We start from the raw sequence: 18,316 nt of genomic DNA, 5'->3' as shown, positions 1-18,316 counted from the left end.
ATGAATATCCAGATGAATCCAACCAGTCCGACCCGATCCGCCCCCACGACCACCTTATCGGAGACGAAAACATATAGCGGGACCGTCCTTGAAAAGACCGGTCCGAACACGGCACTCGTCCAAGTCGGCCGCGAGAAGGTCGAGATGACCTTCACCGGTGATGTTCCGGAAGGCACGTTTCAATTCCAGGTCAAAGGCCAGACGGCAGAAGGTTATCTGATTGAACAGGTAACGGAACAGACCGAGCCCGATGTCCCGGTAACCGGACCAACGAAACCGGATTCGTCTGGTGTCGATGCGACCTTACTCGACGATCTCCCGCCGGAATTAAAACAAGCCGTCGCCCGGTTGCTTGCGACCGGTCAACTGCCTCAGACGCCGGAAACGGTTGCGAAGCTCGTCGCTGCCCTGCAAGGGACGTATAAAGATTTAGTCTTACAACTCGTCACCCGTCCGTCCGACAGTGCGTTGCCGGCTGACGCCGACGTCCTGATTGCCCAGTTGCTCGGCTCAACCGATTCGTTGGTCGACGTCTTACCGGAGCGCCAGGCGGTCCTCGAGAAACCGACGCTCAGCAACGTCATTGCACTCGATGTTGCCCGTGCGACGCTTCCGACGCATCACGATATCGATCAAGCAACACCAGTCGCCCTCCGGCAGATTGCGGCGCATGTCCCAGCAGACGCCCGACCGGATCTCCTCGCCCAAATCGACCGCGGTGAACTACCAGAAGTCCGTGAACAGTTGCGGTCTTATTTCCCGAGTGAACGTCCGGTGCTCTCGGAGCGACCAGCGCCAAGCAAACTGGAACAACTGACCGCTGTCATTGCGCAAGCACAAGCAGCACCGGCGGAAAAAAACGTTCCGTCCGCTGCACCGATCCGGTCGAATTTGACGGTCATCGCTGAAGTGACACCCCGGCTTGCCGAAGTGACCAATGATTTCCGGCGTGAACAACGAACGATCGTCTCGCAACTGCGGCAAATCGAACCGCTTGTCGAAGAACGCCCACTCCAGATGGCCCAGGTCATCGAAAGTACGGCAAATCGCATGCGGCAAACATTCCAACAGACGGACGCGATGTTACATACGAGCATGCGTGATGAAAAACAACTGATTCAACTGTTGTCGAAACTCGAACGGGGAACAGAACTCGCCCTGCTCGGACGCGGGACGGAAGCAAAAGCCGTCGTCCAGGAAGTCCGCCTGGCGCTGGAAGCGTTCCGCTACTCCCCGGCAAACGTCCGGACCGCTTACTTACCAGAACTGAATCCAAGCTTACGGCCGGCTGTTGCCAACACGCAGCAAACGCCGGTACCACAACAAAGCCAGCCGGCTTCGACCGGACAACGACCGATTCCCTATGAGCCGGGACAAAACAGTCCGCGTGTCCTGCAGGAGACAGTCCAAAAAACGCTCCAGTTGCAGACGGCAGAATTGAAACTCGCGACGCCGGCAGCGAATCCGGAAGCGGCGAAACTGCAAACGTTCCTGAACACGCAGCAACAGGTCAATAAACCGGATAACAACCAGCAATTGCAGCAACTGTTGCTCGCCCTGCCCGTCCAACTCGTCGAAGGCACCGCCGGACTGCACGTCCACTTACAAAATAAACGACCGGATGAAGTGATCGACTGGGAAAACAACACGTTGTACGTCCAACTTGAGACACCACGCCTCGGCGACATCGGTGTCCGCGTCGAAACGATCAACCGAAAGATGCAGATTACGATTGAAAATGATTTCCCGCTCCTCGAGCGCCTGGCAACACCGTTCCTCGAACGGACGACGGAAGCCCTGCAGGCGACCGGTTACCAGGATGTCCGGATCCGCTTCGACGCCTTTACGAAAGATCAGACAACACCGGAAACCGTCAAACCGGACGAGACACCAACCGGTTACGACTACCGGATTTAAGGAGGCCCTATGTATCAGAAAATTGATTTAAAACACCGTAAATCAGCGGCCGTCCTCCGGTACGATGAAGCGTCCGGCAATGCCCCGATCGTCGTCGCCCGGGCAACGGGTGCCGCAGCCGACCGGATTTTACAGGAAGCGCGTGCCAGCGGCGTCGCGATCGAACAGGATACGTCGCTGCTCGGTCATCTGCTCGACCTGGATCTCGGAACGGCGATCCCGCCGCAACTGTATGATGTAATGGCCGAATTGTTATTATTGATTGAAGAACTTGATCACGCGAAAGGACGGAACTCATGACCGAACAGGAACTGTATCAAATGACTCCCCAACAATTGACGGAGACGATGTTAAAAGGTCTCGTCTTTCAATATGAGCAGGCAATTACCGGTCGCGAAGAGCGCCGGTTCGATACCGTCAACGTCCGTCTGCAAAAAGCCTATCAACTGCTTGAAAAACTGCAGGCCGGTCTGAGCGACGAAGGTGGTATCATCACCGCCCAGCTCGATCAACTGTATTATTACTTAGCGGAACAGACGTTACAGGCTTACCTCGAGCCGGGACGCTTAGACGAAGTGTTACAACTGACGGAAGAACTGTTGGTCACCTGGCAAGCCGCCAGTCTGAAGAAAGACCGTCCCCTCGTCCGGGCGGCACACCATGAGCGTTACGAAGGGATGGACTATTAATGCGGATTTCAAACAATGTACAGGCTTTGAAAGCCTACCGAAACTTAAGTGCCAATCAGATGAACGTCAAGACGACGATGGATAAACTGTCGAGCGGTCAAAAGATCAACCGCGGTGCTGATGACGCAGCCGGTCTCGCAATTTCTGAAAAGATGCGCAACCGTCTTAAAGCGCTTGATAAAGCGGAACAAAACGTCCTCGACGGCATTTCGATGGTCCAGACGGTCGAAGGCGGACTCAGTGAAACACACAACCTGTTGCAACGGATGCGTGAACTCGCCGTTCAAGCCGGGAATGATACACTCGCGACAGGGGACCGGACGGCGATTCAGGAAGAAATCAATCAGTTGACGAATGAAGTCTCACGGATTGCCGAGACAACCCAGTTCAACGGTAAAAAACTATTGACAGGCGGCTTCAGCACAGAAGACAATGCTGTCTTCATTCAGACGAATGCCGGCGCGAACGAAGGCATTGCTTTGACGATTGATGATATGCGCGCACTCAACATCGGAATCAGTACGACCGTCAAACCGAATGCCGACGCTCGGACACTTGATTATCCAAGCGTCAACACAACACCGGAATACGCGCTCAGCGTCATGACGAGCAGCGACGCCGATGAAGCTATCAGCCGTTATACACAGGCCATCGATACGATTTCCCAGCAACGGGCAAAACTCGGAGCGATCCAAAACCGGTTCGAAGCAACATCGTCCGTCCTGAGTGTCAGTAAAGAAAACCTGACGGCGTCTGAGTCACGCATTCGTGATACCGATATGGCGCGTGAGATGATGGAGTACGCGAAGTATAATATCCTCAATCAGTCGGGTATGGCGATGATCGCCCAGGCAAACGCCTTACCGCAAGGCGTCTTACAACTACTCAACTAATCAAAGGAGGAATCCCCGATGGACATCCGGCGCATCCAAGAAACAAGCCGCCTGCAGACACCGAAGACCGGACCACGTGAGGTCGAAGCATCGACGACGTTTTCTGCCTTGATGCAGGATAAGCGTGAACATAAAGGCTACGAACGTCTACAACAAAAGTTGATGCTCGTCGAAGAGCACGGTCAGTTGCTGGCGGAAAGCCAGACAATCGAACATCTCGAAGCTTATAAAGAAAAAATTAAGGACTTCTTAAAAGATGCCCTCGATCAGTCACAACAACTCGAAGAAAAGCGTGGCTTCAATCGCCGTGGCCGAACGAAAATCTACAAGGTTGTCGAACAGGTCGATGCGAAGTTGCTGCAACTGACCGACAACGTCATTTCAGGCGAATCCCGTCGACTCGAGATTCTCGACCAGGTCGGTGAAATCAAAGGAATGCTCGTCAACGTTTTTGTCTAAATTCATCTTGAGGAGCACGTATCATGCCTGATCTTTATCTTAAAAAATGCCGTTGCCCCTACTGTCTCAAAGAAACGGATACGAAACGTGTTCTGAGCCGCCATATTCGTGTCGAACACACCGATATGGATGGCTTCGTTCATTATCAGGGACCTAACGTCTATTTTTACGAACCCATCCAATGTAGCCACTGTCGTTTCATTTTCCATGAAGCGTTTGAAAAACTACGGCCTGATGTCCGAACGCTACTAGAAACGGACATCTTATCAATGCTTCCGGTCTTACCTTTCTCTGCAACAGAACGTTCTGTGAAACAGGTACTGTATCTATACAAACTATGTTTGTATATGGCACAAGTCACGTTACAAAAAGACAGCATCCAAGCGATGCTTGGTATTCGAATTTCCTGGATGTATCGGTTGCTGGAAGATTTGGAACAGGAACTTTCTTGGACGATGCGATCTGTCCAAAAATACGAAACCATCTACTTAGAGTATTCGGATGCAGTCCGAACGGGCATTCCTCACGATGTCTTACTTTTACGGATCAGTGATTTGTATGCGACGTTAGGCGATACAGATAACGCCAAACAATGGTACGGTCTCATTTTCCAAAGTAAAACGGTTTCCGATCGAATTAAAAAAGAAGCCCGCGAGCACTGGGAACTGTACCGCGAACAACATCCCATTTAATTTTCTCCCCTGTTTGTCTGCGATGTGTTGGACGAAACAGGGGTTTTCTTTTTGGTTGACGAAATCCATACATATAAGACATCGAGGAAGGAGGCGAACACATGACGAGACCTTACGCAACCAGTCTTTATTTACTTTTGACCTATCTGATTCTAGCATTAACGTTTGACCAGACGTGGACCTGTGCCATCGCCGGCAGCATTACCTTAATCGGATTAAGTTTCTGTTCCTGGTCAGCGTTTGTTCATTTTTTAAGACGACCGAATCATCCGTACCGTAGAATCGGTCAGGCGATTGTGTTATTTTGGCTCGGAATTGTCATCAACTCTGTCTTAGCATCGTTACCCGACCGGTTCCACCCTATTTGGTCTGACGCCTTCGCAAATGTGACACTGACACTTTTCTTATTCTTGACCGCGATGACCTTGGCCCAACTAATCGATTGGTCCTCGTTCCGCCAACATCGGTTACTTTATCTTGACGGTTTTATTTTATTCGGCATGTCGTTCGTCTTCGGTTACGTGATGATTTTACAGGACGTGCCTGATTTTGCCCGAAATACCGTCGAACTGATCGCGATGACCATCTATTCGCTCTGTTTCATGGCACTGATTTTGTTTTCTCTGATCCTCTACACGACGGGGCTAAGCGATACAGTACGTCACCGGACGCTCATCCAGGCCATTGCCCTGTTTTGTGTGGCGAACTTCGGTTACTACACGTTTTTGATTCGTGACCAGCTTGATCTTGCCGCTTTTTTCTTACCGCTTTATCCACTCAGCTTGTTCGGACTCATCCGTTACTTCCGCTGCGTCCCGGTATCGACGACACGAAAGTATACGTTGTCCCGTCCGTATTTACCGTACGTCAGCCTGATGCTGTTGCTCGTCTGGATTTCCTTTTTCCAAGTTCCGCTTCTCGTTTACGTCTTGTCAATCGCCTTATTGTTTTCGTTGTTTTTAATTCGTCAGTACTTTTCAGAACGGCTAAACCGGCGTTTATTAGAAGAATACGAAGTCATCCAGCTTGATCTCGCGCAGCAGGTCAAGGAACAGACATCCCTCCTCGAACTGCGGAAAGAAGAGTACCGGCGATTGTTTCTCGATCATCCAGAACCGATTCTTCAAGTCAACCGGACGGGGACCCTCCAAACGATGAATCCGCCGGCCTTGCAGCATTTCGGTCAGCAACTCCCGGAATACCTGTCGTCACAACTCCGTCGAGAAGTCGGGCGCCTGGAGATAAGCCGGAAGCTGTTGTTGCATGAAGGAACCAAAACATACGATACGACGCTGATTCCCGTCCCCGATCACGAATATGTCTACGTCCTGCTGTCGGATATCACTGAAACGCTCGAACAGCAACAGTGGCTCGAAGAACTTGGCTATCATGACGCCTTAACGCGGTTACCGAACCGCCGTTATTTCGAAGACTTCCTGCAGGACCGGTTGACGCAGATTGAAGCCGGTTCGTTGCTGTTCATTGATCTCGACGGGTTCAAACAAGTCAACGATCGGTACGGACATGACGCCGGCGATTATGTCCTGCAGGAGACGGCGAACCGGCTCCGGCTTCATCTCCGGGAACATGAAGTTGCGGCCCGGCTCGGCGGAGACGAGTTCATCGTCTTCTTACCCCGTTCGAAATCTGAGACTGTCCGCTATACCGAAGACTTGATCAATCAGCTCAATCAGCCGTTTTTGTTCCACGGGACGGCAATATCGGTCACGCCGTCGATCGGGATTGCCCGTTACCCGGAAGACGGCGTAACGACAAGTTTGTTACTGATTCAAGCGGACGAAGCGATGTACAGCGTCAAACAACATGAAAAAAATGCATACCGTTTTACATGAAAGAGGACCTCCCACGGTGGAAGGTCCTCTTTCGTTACAACGACTCGCGTCGATATTTTTCTTCTTCATACGCATCCGGTAAATCGGAAATCGGACGTTCGGCTTCTTCCCAGGATTCCGACTCGACATCCGGTTCGATGAACTGATCGTACGATCCATCGGAACGGTAAAATGGTTTGACGACCTTTCGTTTCTTGTCTTCACGTTTTGGCACGCGAGATCCCTCCCTACGTCTAGAAAGTTACTGACGAGAATCAAAATACGGTGAAAAACTACCTTCGACTTCTTCGTACGGATCGATATACGATTTCCGACTTGTTTTCGTCTGACGCAATTGATTGATTTGTACCCCTAATTTAGCGGTTTCTGACGATAATTTCAAGTCGATTTTTTGACTTTCTGCAACCAGCTCTTGAATGACGGCCTGATTCGCACCAGCCAGTAAGTTCGAATGAGCGGCGATGAACGCTTCGCGTTCGTTCAACAAGTTCTGGATCTTCAGCAACCACTCGTCATAAACGTCTTCGTCCGGCGTTTGCTCCAGCAGTTCCATCAGATGTTTTGTCTTCAGACGGAGCGGATCGAGCGGACTCATCGTTGACGCGCGAGCTTCATCGCTTCTTTCCATGTCTCGCGGAACTCTTCCGCAAAGCCGATCACTTCGTCGATTGCGACAACATCATTTTTGACATTGGCGTCAATCAGACGTCCCTGCATGTAGTCATAGAGATTATTTAAATCTTTTGATAAAGCAATCGACTGGTTGAGCGTCAGTTGTAACTCGAGGATGATTGCCCGCGCTTTTTGGATGTTCGTATTTTTTTGTTCAATCAATCCTTGCTCAATTGCACGCTTGGCAAGCATGGAAAACTTGATCAGTCCTTCATACAGCATCAACGTCAGGTCTTGGGGTAATGCTGTGGTAACAGAGTTCGTTTGGTACGTTGCGTAGGGGTTCGCCATCTGAAGTCCTCCTTATTGTCCTAAGTACGAAGCCAGCGTAGCCGACTGGCTATTCGCTTGACTCATCGCCTGTTCCATTGCGGCAAAACGCCGGTAGTAGGCATTTTCTTTTGATTTTAACTTGTCTTCCCATGTCAGCATACTCTTATCGAGATCAGCGAGGGATTTTCCGAGTCGATACGTCGTCGAAACCGCACCATCCATTCCAGCGACGTTCGAAATTTTATCACGCATCGTCGTCGCAAAACCTTGAATTTGGCGGACAAATCCGTCAATTCCAGCTGTGCTGGGAATCGGATTCCCTTGAGCATCCTTAGCAGGTTGCGGTGCATTCGCTGTAAATAGTTTATAAACACCTTCCGGCTGCTCCTCAAGCATCTTCTTAAGTTTTGTTTCATCAAGCTTTAACTTTCCTCCATCGCGGAAATCACTTGTTGAAGTGATTCCAATTTGCGACATGTAGTTCAATTGAATCGTATCAGTTCCCGACGTATACGAATATCCAGTATCGATTTTTGCAGAAATCGCACTCCGGAATGACGTCATGCCGTCACGTAGGAAACTATCGTTTTTCAGAACACCGCTCATCGCTTTTTCTTCCCATTTCTTAACCTCATCTTCACTCAGTTCTTTCCGCTGCGCATCCGTCAAAGGTTGGAAGTCGCGGTATTTTTCCTCGCGGACTTTTTTATTCATCTTGTCGATCAAGTCATTGTACTTATCGACAAACTTCTTGATTGAATCAAAGTTCGCTTGTGTGTCGAGTTTCGTGTTGAGAGTGGTAGATGTAGTTGACGTCCCGTTTAACGTAATCGTCAGACCGTTTTGCGTGAAGGTGTTGGTTTTCTGTTCCAGTTCCGTTCCCCCGATGCTATAAATCGCATTTTTTCCTGCTGTCGCTGTTTTAACAGGTTCCGCACCAACAACCGGCGTATTTTTATCCATCCACGAAATTTCGTTAGATGAAGCGAGTTTCCCCGTGCTCTGACGTGTCAGAACAAGCTTTCCCGTAATATCATTAAAGACGGCACTGAGACCTAATGATTTATCGTTGTTGATTTTCGACACAAGATCACCAATCGTGGCCGTCCCGTCAAATTTCATCGTTACCGGTGTCCCAGCTGTTCCGTCTGCTTGATAGGTCGCTAATTCCAGTTCCATGTTACCGGAACCATCCTTTGCCACCAAACCACTGGCATCGAGTTTCGTTTGACTCGAAATTGCTCCCGTTGCTGATGCATTCCTTGAAATGACAAGTGACGAAGCCGATGCGAGTTGCGTAACGCTATCAATCGTCACACTCCCTGCTGTCGCTGCAGGACTCGCCGTCACTACAACTTTTGACGCATCCGAACTGGTTGCGGTCTTCGCTGTATAGTTTTTTGATAACAACATGTCACTCGCTGCTGTTCGTAAATCGAGCAAACCACGGTTCATTTCGCGATAAGCATCACGTTGCCACGTTAAGGTTTGTTTCTTTTGCGATAGACGATCTACTGGTGCGCGTTCTGCCTGCATCAATTGTTTGATCATCGTTTCTGTATCAATCCCACTTGCGAGACCACTAAGACGTATTCCTGCCATCCAATCAGTCCTTTCCGTTAAATCCGTTTATCGATTAATTGATTAAATTCCATAAAGGCCGCGAAAAAATCAAGTTCCTTTTTACTCGGAATCTCTTGAACGACATTATTATTTGTATCAACGACTTGAATATAAAATTCGTTGAGTTTTTCATGTTTGACGAATTTCAAGCCGGTTCGTTGTGCTTCGAGCTGGACGTTCGCTTTTTCAATGGCCGTTTCAAGCTTCGTAATATGTTGAGGCGTCGGTAAGATGACGATACCGTCCTGTGCCAAATCCTCTTGGTTCGCTTCGACGAAGACGTTTCGTGTCGCTTCGTAAGGTAACACATTTTCAGGCAGATGAAGCCGGATTTCCGTATTGATGGAATTCATGGACAAACACTCCTTTTTCTTCTCTATGTAGTATATCGGTTTGGACCATTCTTTTTATTAGTTTTATTTTAAAGTTTAGAAAATCGGGAATAAAAGAACATACGTTCTTTTATTGAAAGGAGTTTCCTTAATATGTTGATTGATACATTATCAAAAGTTCAACAATCTGTTTTACTGGCCAGTATTTTAGCAGATGGTGAAATTACGAAATGTTATCCAAAATCCCGTCGGAAAAACAATAGTTACCGGGAGCACTTTGGTGAGACACAACGGTTTTATCGGGAATGGAAGCAAAAGCAACTTCCCGATATGTTATACATTCGGCAAAATAATCTCGTCTCCAAATCACTCCCTCTAATGACCGAACTGTATCCCTATTTTTATCCAGATCATAAAAAGATAATTCCATTTGAACTGCTCTCGCGTTGTGCACATCCGGTATTTCTATTAATACTCTATTTAGATGACGGTTCACTTATGATTTCTAAACGCACGAACCACGCCAATCAGTTGTATGTCACACCTTCCATCGCACTTTATCTACAGTCGTTTTCAAAAGAAGAGCTGATTCCTTTTTGTAATTGGTTGAATGAGACATTCCATCTCAACTTTCGTCTATCACAAACATCCAACGGTTGCGGTTATTTCTTGAAAACGACTCGTGTCACAGATACGATCACATTTTTGGAGCAAGTTGCACCATATACAGTGGACTTACCAAAGTTTTCTTATAAGTTAGATTGGGAAGCTCGTCTCAACAAACTTCAGCATGAACATCCAGAGTATCAAGTACTTCCATCAAATCCTTCAAGACGATATACATCAGAAGAGTGCACTACTATTTTAGAACTCAAAACAAGTGGATGGACGACACAAGCCATTGCTGAAAAACTCAACCGGACATACTGGTCCGTCACTTATAAGTTTGGACAACTAAAAAAGGCCATGGAACAAGTCCATGACCTTTAAGTAAGCTATACGACCAATTACGATTAACGGAGTAATTGGAGAACGCCTTGCGGCTGTTGGTTCGCTTGCTACGCGCACTAGCTTTCGCTAATGATAAGACTATATCTTCATCCTAGTTGTGACTAGGAGCTGGGCACTTCCCCCGCCGTTAACGGAGTACGGATTTCATAACCATCGGACGTGTCCATTAGGTCGTTTATCCTAGTCGTTGAACCTTCACCAAGGTTTCCCTACAGGTGCTTGGCTGCTGATTGTCCAATCCTTGACGTTTTTCAGAACGGTCACGCTCGCCGTTTCCAGCCACGTTGTCGTACATCAAGGCTCTCAGGAGTTCCAGCAATTCACCCAGTCATGCTCTGATCAGTTACCCAATCAGACGCCCGGTAGAATCAAATTACCGAAGGAGTTGAAGTACGCCTTGGGGTGTTTGATTCGATTGAGCCAACATTGCTTGTGCAGCTTGCGCAAGAATCGAGTTCTTTGTTTGGTTCATCATTTCTTTCGCCATATCAACGTCACGAACGCGTGATTCAGCCGCTGTTAGGTTTTCAGAAGATGTTTTGAGGTTGTTAATTGTGTGCTCGAGACGGTTTTGACTTGCACCGAGTTTCGAACGTTGTTCTGAAACTGTCTTAATAGCGTTCTCAATAGAAGTAACAGCTGTCTGCGCATTAGTTGTATTGCTTACATCCAACGCATCTACTCCAAGTGCAGTAGCACGCATATCATCCACGCCAATAGTCATGTTTTGACCAGCATTAGCACCAATCATTAGATTGATTGATCCGCCACCAGCGACTTCGAAAGTATTCGTTGCAGTAATGTCAGCTGTTAATCCTTCATTAACTTCAAGTGAAATACCTAGCTCAGTGAAATTAATTTCTTTAGACTCCATTGAACCTGCAGCCGGAACATCTCCTGCTACATTAATAGTCGAAGATTTACCAAGAGTTGCACTTGAAACAGTAAGATCACCTGTTGCTGAATCAAATGCTACTGTATAATCAGTAGCCGCTTCAGCACCTGAAGAATTAATTTTTGAAATCCCTGCGCCCGGTCCAATACCAGTACCAACAGCAGTGATACTCGAAGCTAAGTCACCATTTAAAAGTTTTTGTTTGTTAAACTCTGTGTTATTTCCAATTCTTGTAATCTCAGTTGATAGTGCAGTAATTTCTTCTTGAATTGCATCACGGTCTGCGACAACGTTTGTATCGTTTGCTCCTTGAACTGATAACTCACGCATACGTTGAAGAATATCGTGTGTTTCGTTCAATGCGCCTTCAGCTGTTTGAATCATTGAGATTCCGTCTTGTGCGTTACGTGAAGCTTGGTCAAGTCCACGAACCTGCGCACGCATTTTTTCAGAGATCGCAAGACCAGCTGCGTCGTCGCCAGCTTTGTTGATGCGAAGGCCTGAAGCCAATTTTTCCATTGATTTGCTTTGTGCACCAGAAGCTGCAGAAAGTTTGTTGTGTGTGTTAAGTGCTGTAATGTTGTGATTGATAATCATTTTTAGTTTCCCTCCATAGGAATAAATTTTTTGTCTCTTTGAAGATCCTTCTTCTCCGAGATGCGCCCCCTGGCCGGCCCAAGAGTAGCGCGGCGGTTGTAGTCGATGACTGCTTCCACTCTATATATCGTCGCCGTACCGAAATGTTTAACAGTTTCTCTCAAAAAAAATAAAAAAATTCAAACAAAAATCGCAGACGCTACTTCCGTCTACGATTTCTGATTTACAGACGCGTCGCGCCTGTTTCTTCCTGTAATTGTTCCGCAACTGCGACGAGCTCTTCCATCGCGCCGTTTACTTCACCAAGTGAAGCCGCTTGATGGCTTGATGCCTGCAAGACCTGTTCCGCATGTTTCGACGCTTCTTCGACCATCGCGAGGATATTCGCAGTCGTTAAACCAACCTGATCGATTTCTTTATCTGACTTGATGACGAGTTGATCGACCGACTGAACACGCGAATAAACACTTTCTGTCGACTGGTGAATCTCTTCGAATGAAGAACCGGCTTGTTCGACGAGACCGACACCGGTTGCAACTTCTTTTTGGACGTCCGTCATCGCGTTCGCTGTATCGTTGACGAGACGTTTGACACCGGAAATTAAATCCGTGATTTCTTTTGCTGACGTTGCGGTCTGTTCGGCGAGCTTCTTAACTTCCGCTGCGACGACAGCAAATCCGCGTCCCGCATCGCCGGCACGAGCCGCTTCAATCGAGGCATTCAGACTGAGTAAGTTCGTTTGGGCCGAGATGTCACTGATGACATCGGTAATCCGTGAGATTTCACCTGTCATACCGGTCAGTCGACTGTTCAATGTCGCTGATTGTTCCATCTTACTTGAAATCATGTGCATCGCTTCGACAGAATCTGTCGCCAGCGTCTTCCCGTTCTCAGCTTCCGTCTGCATGACCGTCGCTGATTTCAACGCTTCATTCATTTCTTTGGCGACTTCATCCATCGTCCGTTTGACGGCGCCGAGCGCATCCATCGACAGATAAGCTTGATCGACGTTTTCATTCATCTTCGTCGAGAGCTCTGCCATCGCAGAGCGGATGCTTTCGCCTGATGCATTACCTTCTTGGACAGCAGCCGCAATTTCCTGCGCTGACGCTGTCAATTTATCACTTGAATTGCCCATCTGTGTTGCCTGTTTGCGGATATGTAAGACCATGACTTCGAGTTCATGCATCAACTGATCAACTTCGTCGCCGCGTTTCGCTTCTTCGAAATCGACGTTGAAATTACCGTTTGCGACTTCACGCGCTGTTTCCGTCGCCTTTTCAATCGCTTTAATCGGTTGACGGAGAATCAATTGGATCAATGCTGAACCAATGATGGATAAAACTAAGCCAATCCCGGCACCTAACCAAATCGACGGCCCGTCAGCGACATTAAGTCCTCGGTTTAAGAACAACGTCAACTGTGCTGAAATCCCACCAGTAATGACTGAAATCGCCAAGACCCAGACAAACAACCGCATCTTTAAATTTTTGCGTAATCTACTCATCTTCGAAACTCCCTTTCCTGTTTCAAATCTCATCACCCTACTTATCGGCAACTTCTGAGGACGCTTTAAGTGAATTGACCTGATTTTCCAGTTCTTTCTCATCTCATTTTCACCACAAATGAAACGCCATGCACAAAAATACCCAATCAACACTTCCTATAGAAAGAAAGTCGATTGGGTATCTGTAAGTTTAGAACGTTACTTGCGGTCAATCTCAACGTATTTATACGATATATCTGTTCCGACATTATGACGGGCCAGATTTTTCACTTCCGTATTTTGAAGGAAGGCATTTTTCCGTTGGTAAACCGGTGAGATGGCTTGATCATCGAGCAACATCGTTTCCGCTTTGCTTAACAGCGCAAGGCGTTTGTCCTGATCGAGTTCATTTTCCGCCTGTTTCAAGAGAGTATCATACTTCTTGTTCGAGTAGTCCATCATGTTAAACGGATTTCCTGTCATGAACAAGTTCAAGTACGTTGTTGCATCTTGATAATCTGGAGCCCAGCTCGCGAGTGACAGGTCGTAATCCCCTCGACCTTCACGCGCCAATCGTTCTTTTTTCGGCAGTGACAGCAGTTTAACGTCGACGTTTTGTTGTTTCAATGAGCCTTGGATGTACTCACCGATTTTTTTCGAGACATCGTCGTCTTCAATGATCATCGTCAGCTCGAGGTTTTGATCAGCGAGCACTTGTTTTGCTTGAGTTGCGTCAAACGACGATTCAATCTGACGGGTTTTATCGTACTTCGGATCAAGGTCCTGCGGGACGATGTAATCGGCCGGCAATGAACCGTTTCCGAGTAACGTTTCTGTCAGTGCTTTTTTATCGTACGCCGCGTCAATCGCCTGGCGTGTTTTCTGATCTTTCAGCGCGTCCGTTTTTTGATTCATCCGGATGAAGAACATCCGTGAGTCGCTGAACGTGTTGTACTCTTTTTTATTTTTGTACGTGACGACATTTTCCGAGTTCAACGGGGCAACATCGAGTTCGCCTGTTTCAAACAGGTTGATTGCGAGCATCGGGTCCTTGATGATTTTGACATCGACTTCGTCAATCTTGACGTTTTTCCGATCGGCGTAATCGGCGTTTTTCGCCAGCGTGTAGCCTTGCTCCGCCTGATATTTCTTGAACGTAAACGGTCCGTTGTAGACGTTTGTTTCCGGGTCCGTTCCGAACTTGTCGCCTTGCGCTTTAACGATGTCTTCCCGGACCGGCATGTATGTGCCAAACGTCGTCATGCTGAGGAAGTATGGTGTCGGTCGTTTCAGTTCAATCTGTAACGTCTGATCGTCGATGACCTTTGTTTCTTTAACCGGCTCAAGCAGGTACGCGAACGGTGAATTCGTTTCGATGACGCGCTCGTAGGCATAACGGAAGTTTTCCGCTGTGACCGGTTTGCCGTCAGACCATTTAGCGTTTTTGTCCAACTTAAACGTATAGACTTTGCCATCTTCCGACACGCTGTGCGACTTCGCTGCTGCCGGTACCAGTTCATTGTTTGCGTCAAAGCGGTAGAGTCCTTCATAAATCTGGTTAAAGATATTTGACGTGATGGCGTCTGCCGGGTCGACCGACAGGAGGTCATAACTTTCCATCGTGTGCAGGACTTTCTTGTCATTCTTATTTGGTGTTGCTTGTTCTGTATCCGTTGTGGAGCATCCTGCGAGCAGGAACGCCGTACTTGCCGCCGCGATCAATGTCTTTTTCATAAATAATTCCTCCTAAAGATAATGTGCGTTGGATGATTCGGCGTTCCTTGACGTAAACAAAAAAGACGCCCTCTATGCCACAGCAAAAGCTGATGCATAGAGGACGCCTGTATCCGCGCGGTGCCACCTCTAGTTGAGATTAAAAATCTCCTCTTGTCGCTGGTCCAACAACCAGCTAGCCCGGTAACGGGGGCAACCGTCCTGTCTACTGAATCGTTCAACAGGCTCTCAGCGGTCCATTCCCTGATCAGCTTACCGCGTCAGGCTCTCACCTTTCCTGACTCGCTTTGTCGGCAGTGTTGACGGTACTTACTCCGCGTCGTTGATTTGTTTGATATGGCTTAACTTGTTGTTTACTTTACACGGCTTGTTTTCAACTGTCAACGAAAAAAGCTTAGAACGGATGATCCTCTTTGCGTTCCTGCTCTTTCCGGACCGGACGGGGACGGATCGGTTCGACACGTTCAACATGTGTCCGCGTAATGATCCGGTTCCCGAATGCCGCATCCAGCAAGATCGTAATCGCCGCCGCAAGATGCAAGAACATGCCGACGACCGGAATGACACCGACGGTTGATGCGACGATCCCGACGATATTCCCTTTTGAGACCCGACCGGCACGTGCCGTCAACACGACGACCACGATATGGAACGCTAACATGACCCAAAGCGCATTGTAACCTGTTCCAAAGACAATAAATAATCCACCAAGCACCGGTATCCCGAGCATTGCCTCTAAACCACCTGATACCCACTTCAACGTCCGTAATGAATCTTTACGACATTCCATAACGTCGCCTCCTCTTTTTTTCCATATGTGTAGTATACGACAAAACCGAGAGAAGGTTTCAGATTTCTTTTAGAATGTGAACTTGTTTTTATGTTATGGAATCTCCCAAAAGTGTCCGTCGTCCAGGCGCGACTCCTGCGGGAAAAGGAAGGGCTTGTCCCTTCCGTCAGGAACAGGCAAGACCCGGTCGTCCGAAGGGACGATCGCGGCTTGCGTTCCGCCCGAGGAAAGCGCGCCAACGGACGACAGGAAACGATATCGTATTTCTTTAAATAGCGGACAGACCTGTGGTCTTTGAATTCTACAAAAAAAGCCCACTCGCGTGGACTTTCTGCAAAACGATTATAATCCGAGTACGTGGAACTGATAACCGCGTCCGACAACGAACCCGGCCTCTTTATACAAATCAAGTGCCCGCGCATTATCTGTCTCAACATCGAGTTCAAGCTGCGTCCGACCCGTGCGGAACATCGCCTGGACCATCAGCTTCAGCATCTTTTTGCCGTATCCGTTGCCTTGTGCTTCCGGACGAACGGCAAACGCATGGATGCTCGCTTGTGTCTCAGACGCTAAGTAAGCCCGAATGACACCAACCGTTTTGCCGTTTGCGACACCGATATAGGTGACACGATCATCCGACTCAATCGCCTGATAGATTGATTCCGCTTCATCGGCTGTATTGCCGAATGACGAACCTAGTGTCTCGACGATGAACGGACGATCGTCCGCTGTCGCTTCCCGCAGTTCAAAATCCGGGTCCGCTTTTAGGAACAATTGCGCTTTTTTCAAGACCATGTTGTATTCCGTCATCCGATACTCGGCACCGAGCTGACCCAGGACGGCTTGGCCAGATTTACTTTCATCATCAATGACAAACGTAAACGCTTCGACGCCTTGCGGACGGGCTGCCTCTTTCGCTGCTTCGACAAGTGTCTTAAAGACACCCTGTTTCCGGTAATCCGGATCGACGAAGACATTGATTTCCCACTCCGTCGGTAAGTAGGCAAATGCCTGAAGATAACCGATTAATTTCATATCGTCATAAATCGCGAAATCATTTTGCCCGACCCAATCCGCGGCGACTTTCAATTCAATGCCGTCGTGATCGTTGACACATTTCTCAAGTTGCAAGACTTCTGTTGTTTGTTTAACTTCTGTTACTGTCCATTCCATTTCACTTCACCTCAACCTTTACTATATCGGACCATCAAAAGAAGCACTAGCAAAAGCTAGTGCTCCTTGCAGTTTCCTCATTTTAATTTGAATGTCTTCATCATCGCCGGAACGTCGCGTGTGATCAGGTCGGCAATCTTTTGCTTTCCGGCTGCACCTTTGACAGCTTCCGTCGGTTGCACATAATAGTATGTTTTATTGCCTTTTGTGCCGAGATACGTTCCAAACCCGACCTGCTTCTCAAATTGTTTTTTCGTTAATTTTTTCGGTTCAAAGTTCAAGTTGACGAGCATTTGATCTTTGCCCTTTACTTTATAGTAGAGCGAAAACGTCCCGCTGCGTGTCACGGTGCCGTATTTCGTCTTGACGGTTTTGTTTTTGACGACATCGACCTTATCCTGCTTGATTGCTGTCTGCAAGGCGGTCGTCGCCTTGACGGAATAGCCGAAGTCCTTGTTTTGAATCGTACCTGTTTTGTACGTTACGTTACTTGCGCCGAAAGCTGTCACCGGAATTAGACATGCTCCGATTAATACCCCTGTCATTGCTACTCGTTTCATGCTAACTCCCCCTTAACTCTTCGATAGTAGAGGAATTCCCTTTTGCGAAATAGGTAAACTCTATTCTTGAAAAAGATTTGACGGAATTGTCTAAATTTCTTACGATAGAACTAACGAAACGAAATGGGGTTAAACTGATGGCTGAACAAGAACTATTAACGCAAGAACAGCTCGATAATCTGCTGAAGAATTCGTTTGCGATGCAGGTACCAATCCTCGAGAAGTTCATGAAAGATACACATGACCGCTATGCACTTGCAACGACATCGTTCAAACGCGACATGGATACGATGAAAGAATCAGAGTGGCACCAGTTCTTCGCCGGTAAATTGTTACCGCACTTCTTCCTCGAGCATCTCGGTTTCGGGGCGTCGTTCCGCTTTAACGGACACGACAAAGAAGTGGATCTGCCGGAAAACGTTGTCCCGGTTCGCAATGACGCCGATGACCAGATTGCGAAAGTCGTCCTTGGTGTCGAAAAGGCAATGAAGGACATGCATATCAAAAACCATAGTCTGGTCGCGAAATTCTACCAGGAGACACTTGAGCTCGCCTGTCAGATGGGCAGCCGCGTCGGGATGAGCGATGAGTTCTATACGCTCGTCAAACCGAGTCTCGTTCAAGCCAACGATTCTGAATAACCAACAGGTCCCGCTCTTCACTCAGG

20 protein-coding genes and 1 other annotated feature are annotated in these 18,316 nt (G+C 48.0%); of the genes, 9 read left to right on the top strand and 11 right to left on the bottom strand.

Annotated features, from left to right (window positions below; genetic code table 11):
- The 7 genes from DVG79_RS00915 to DVG79_RS00885 all read left to right on the top strand — a co-directional run bounded on the left by DVG79_RS00915 (position 1) and on the right by DVG79_RS00885 (position 6,503).
- Positions 1–1,917, top strand: coding sequence for a serine/threonine-protein kinase (locus tag DVG79_RS00915; RefSeq protein ID WP_114595098.1), 1,917 nt, complete (start codon positions 1–3; stop codon positions 1,915–1,917).
- Positions 1,918–1,926: 9 nt separating this feature from the next.
- The gene (locus DVG79_RS00910) at positions 1,927–2,217 is read left to right on the top strand and encodes an EscU/YscU/HrcU family type III secretion system export apparatus switch protein (protein ID WP_012371297.1); all 291 of its coding nucleotides are present in this window, start codon (positions 1,927–1,929) and stop codon (positions 2,215–2,217) included.
- Positions 2,214–2,606 carry a flagellar export chaperone FliS gene (locus DVG79_RS00905; protein WP_114595097.1) on the top strand — a complete coding sequence of 131 codons (393 nt, stop codon included), beginning with the start codon at positions 2,214–2,216 and terminating at the stop codon, positions 2,604–2,606. The genes DVG79_RS00910 and DVG79_RS00905 overlap by 4 nt, the downstream gene beginning before the upstream one ends.
- Positions 2,606–3,499 carry a flagellin N-terminal helical domain-containing protein gene (locus DVG79_RS00900; RefSeq protein WP_114595096.1) on the top strand — a complete coding sequence of 298 codons (894 nt, stop codon included), beginning with the start codon at positions 2,606–2,608 and terminating at the stop codon, positions 3,497–3,499. The genes DVG79_RS00905 and DVG79_RS00900 overlap by 1 nt, the downstream gene beginning before the upstream one ends.
- Before the next feature lie 18 nt (positions 3,500–3,517).
- Complete coding sequence (locus DVG79_RS00895; protein ID WP_114595095.1) at positions 3,518–3,958, top strand: YaaR family protein; 441 nt, start codon at positions 3,518–3,520, stop codon at positions 3,956–3,958.
- Positions 3,959–3,981: 23 nt separating this feature from the next.
- Positions 3,982–4,650 (top strand): DUF2225 domain-containing protein, encoded by a 669-nt coding sequence (locus DVG79_RS00890; protein WP_114595094.1) that lies wholly within the window; start codon positions 3,982–3,984, stop codon positions 4,648–4,650.
- Between the two features lie 101 nt (positions 4,651–4,751).
- Entirely contained in the window at positions 4,752–6,503 is a 1,752-nt protein-coding gene (locus DVG79_RS00885; protein WP_114595093.1) for a diguanylate cyclase domain-containing protein, read from the top strand.
- Between the two features lie 34 nt (positions 6,504–6,537).
- Here the strand turns inward: DVG79_RS00885 and DVG79_RS00880 are convergent, their stop codons facing one another.
- From DVG79_RS00880 to DVG79_RS00860, 5 genes are read right to left on the bottom strand one after another with little or no spacing between them, the layout of a single operon-like run.
- A complete protein-coding gene (locus tag DVG79_RS00880; protein ID WP_026827549.1) occupies positions 6,538–6,717 on the bottom strand; it encodes a hypothetical protein in 180 nt (59 codons plus the stop codon).
- 27 nt (positions 6,718–6,744) lie between these two features.
- Positions 6,745–7,131, bottom strand: coding sequence for a hypothetical protein (locus DVG79_RS00875; RefSeq protein WP_233494501.1), 387 nt, complete (start codon positions 7,129–7,131; stop codon positions 6,745–6,747).
- Positions 7,095–7,466, bottom strand: coding sequence for a flagellar export chaperone FliS (fliS, locus tag DVG79_RS00870; RefSeq protein ID WP_114595092.1), 372 nt, complete (start codon positions 7,464–7,466; stop codon positions 7,095–7,097). Before fliS ends, DVG79_RS00875 begins: the two co-directional genes overlap by 37 nt.
- Positions 7,467–7,478: 12 nt before the next feature.
- Positions 7,479–9,050: a flagellar filament capping protein FliD gene (gene fliD / locus DVG79_RS00865; RefSeq protein ID WP_114595091.1), complete on the bottom strand. Its 1,572-nt coding sequence runs from the start codon at positions 9,048–9,050 to the stop codon at positions 7,479–7,481.
- A 17-nt stretch (positions 9,051–9,067) separates the two neighbouring features.
- The gene (locus tag DVG79_RS00860) at positions 9,068–9,424 is read right to left on the bottom strand and encodes a flagellar protein FlaG (protein ID WP_114595090.1); all 357 of its coding nucleotides are present in this window, start codon (positions 9,422–9,424) and stop codon (positions 9,068–9,070) included.
- 132 nt (positions 9,425–9,556) lie between these two features.
- On the opposite strand from DVG79_RS00860, the gene DVG79_RS00855 reads away from it, so the two are divergent.
- The gene (locus DVG79_RS00855) at positions 9,557–10,393 is read left to right on the top strand and encodes an endonuclease (RefSeq protein WP_114595089.1); all 837 of its coding nucleotides are present in this window, start codon (positions 9,557–9,559) and stop codon (positions 10,391–10,393) included.
- Between the two features lie 394 nt (positions 10,394–10,787).
- Here the strand turns inward: DVG79_RS00855 and DVG79_RS00850 are convergent, their stop codons facing one another.
- From DVG79_RS00850 to DVG79_RS00825, 6 genes are all read right to left on the bottom strand, one after another.
- Positions 10,788–11,906, bottom strand: a complete 1,119-nt coding sequence (locus DVG79_RS00850; RefSeq protein ID WP_114595088.1) for a flagellin N-terminal helical domain-containing protein — start codon at positions 11,904–11,906, stop codon at positions 10,788–10,790.
- 223 nt (positions 11,907–12,129) lie between these two features.
- Positions 12,130–13,413, bottom strand: coding sequence for a methyl-accepting chemotaxis protein (locus DVG79_RS00845; RefSeq protein ID WP_026827543.1), 1,284 nt, complete (start codon positions 13,411–13,413; stop codon positions 12,130–12,132).
- Between the two features lie 198 nt (positions 13,414–13,611).
- Complete coding sequence (locus DVG79_RS00840; RefSeq protein WP_114595087.1) at positions 13,612–15,126, bottom strand: peptide ABC transporter substrate-binding protein; 1,515 nt, start codon at positions 15,124–15,126, stop codon at positions 13,612–13,614.
- A gap of 96 nt (positions 15,127–15,222) precedes the next feature.
- Positions 15,223–15,458 (bottom strand) — a binding site (T-box leader).
- A 62-nt stretch (positions 15,459–15,520) separates the two neighbouring features.
- Positions 15,521–15,916: a hypothetical protein gene (locus tag DVG79_RS00835; protein ID WP_114595086.1), complete on the bottom strand. Its 396-nt coding sequence runs from the start codon at positions 15,914–15,916 to the stop codon at positions 15,521–15,523.
- Positions 15,917–16,258: 342 nt separating this feature from the next.
- A complete protein-coding gene (locus DVG79_RS00830; RefSeq protein ID WP_114595085.1) occupies positions 16,259–17,089 on the bottom strand; it encodes a GNAT family N-acetyltransferase in 831 nt (276 codons plus the stop codon).
- A 77-nt stretch (positions 17,090–17,166) separates the two neighbouring features.
- Complete coding sequence (locus DVG79_RS00825) at positions 17,167–17,649, bottom strand: hypothetical protein (protein WP_114595084.1); 483 nt, start codon at positions 17,647–17,649, stop codon at positions 17,167–17,169.
- Between the two features lie 137 nt (positions 17,650–17,786).
- Here DVG79_RS00825 and DVG79_RS00820 point away from each other — a divergent pair, with 137 nt between their 5' ends.
- Entirely contained in the window at positions 17,787–18,290 is a 504-nt protein-coding gene (locus DVG79_RS00820) for a hypothetical protein (protein WP_114595083.1), read from the top strand.
- The last annotated feature ends 26 nt before the right edge of the window (positions 18,291–18,316 follow it).

Source organism: Exiguobacterium sp. RIT594, assembly GCF_003339585.1.
Taxonomy (GTDB): Bacteria; Bacillota; Bacilli; order Exiguobacteriales; family Exiguobacteriaceae; genus Exiguobacterium_A.
The sequence above is the reverse complement of the archived record's forward strand: the minus strand, read 5'-3'. Positions and strand labels throughout refer to the sequence as shown.

Coding starts and splice junctions, on each gene's coding strand:
- DVG79_RS00915 (WP_114595098.1), top strand. CDS start 1: ATGAATATCCAGATGAATCCAACCAGTCCGACCCGATCCGCCCCCACG.
- DVG79_RS00910 (WP_012371297.1), top strand. CDS start 1,927: ATGTATCAGAAAATTGATTTAAAACACCGTAAATCAGCGGCCGTCCTC.
- DVG79_RS00905 (WP_114595097.1), top strand. CDS start 2,214: ATGACCGAACAGGAACTGTATCAAATGACTCCCCAACAATTGACGGAG.
- DVG79_RS00900 (WP_114595096.1), top strand. CDS start 2,606: ATGCGGATTTCAAACAATGTACAGGCTTTGAAAGCCTACCGAAACTTA.
- DVG79_RS00895 (WP_114595095.1), top strand. CDS start 3,518: ATGGACATCCGGCGCATCCAAGAAACAAGCCGCCTGCAGACACCGAAG.
- DVG79_RS00890 (WP_114595094.1), top strand. CDS start 3,982: ATGCCTGATCTTTATCTTAAAAAATGCCGTTGCCCCTACTGTCTCAAA.
- DVG79_RS00885 (WP_114595093.1), top strand. CDS start 4,752: ATGACGAGACCTTACGCAACCAGTCTTTATTTACTTTTGACCTATCTG.
- DVG79_RS00875 (WP_233494501.1), bottom strand. CDS start 7,131: ATGGAAAGAAGCGATGAAGCTCGCGCGTCAACGATGAGTCCGCTCGAT.
- fliS (WP_114595092.1), bottom strand. CDS start 7,466: ATGGCGAACCCCTACGCAACGTACCAAACGAACTCTGTTACCACAGCA.
- fliD (WP_114595091.1), bottom strand. CDS start 9,050: ATGGCAGGAATACGTCTTAGTGGTCTCGCAAGTGGGATTGATACAGAA.
- DVG79_RS00860 (WP_114595090.1), bottom strand. CDS start 9,424: ATGAATTCCATCAATACGGAAATCCGGCTTCATCTGCCTGAAAATGTG.
- DVG79_RS00855 (WP_114595089.1), top strand. CDS start 9,557: ATGTTGATTGATACATTATCAAAAGTTCAACAATCTGTTTTACTGGCC.
- DVG79_RS00850 (WP_114595088.1), bottom strand. CDS start 11,906: ATGATTATCAATCACAACATTACAGCACTTAACACACACAACAAACTT.
- DVG79_RS00845 (WP_026827543.1), bottom strand. CDS start 13,413: ATGAGTAGATTACGCAAAAATTTAAAGATGCGGTTGTTTGTCTGGGTC.
- DVG79_RS00840 (WP_114595087.1), bottom strand. CDS start 15,126: ATGAAAAAGACATTGATCGCGGCGGCAAGTACGGCGTTCCTGCTCGCA.
- DVG79_RS00835 (WP_114595086.1), bottom strand. CDS start 15,916: ATGGAATGTCGTAAAGATTCATTACGGACGTTGAAGTGGGTATCAGGT.
- DVG79_RS00830 (WP_114595085.1), bottom strand. CDS start 17,089: ATGGAATGGACAGTAACAGAAGTTAAACAAACAACAGAAGTCTTGCAA.
- DVG79_RS00825 (WP_114595084.1), bottom strand. CDS start 17,649: ATGAAACGAGTAGCAATGACAGGGGTATTAATCGGAGCATGTCTAATT.
- DVG79_RS00820 (WP_114595083.1), top strand. CDS start 17,787: ATGGCTGAACAAGAACTATTAACGCAAGAACAGCTCGATAATCTGCTG.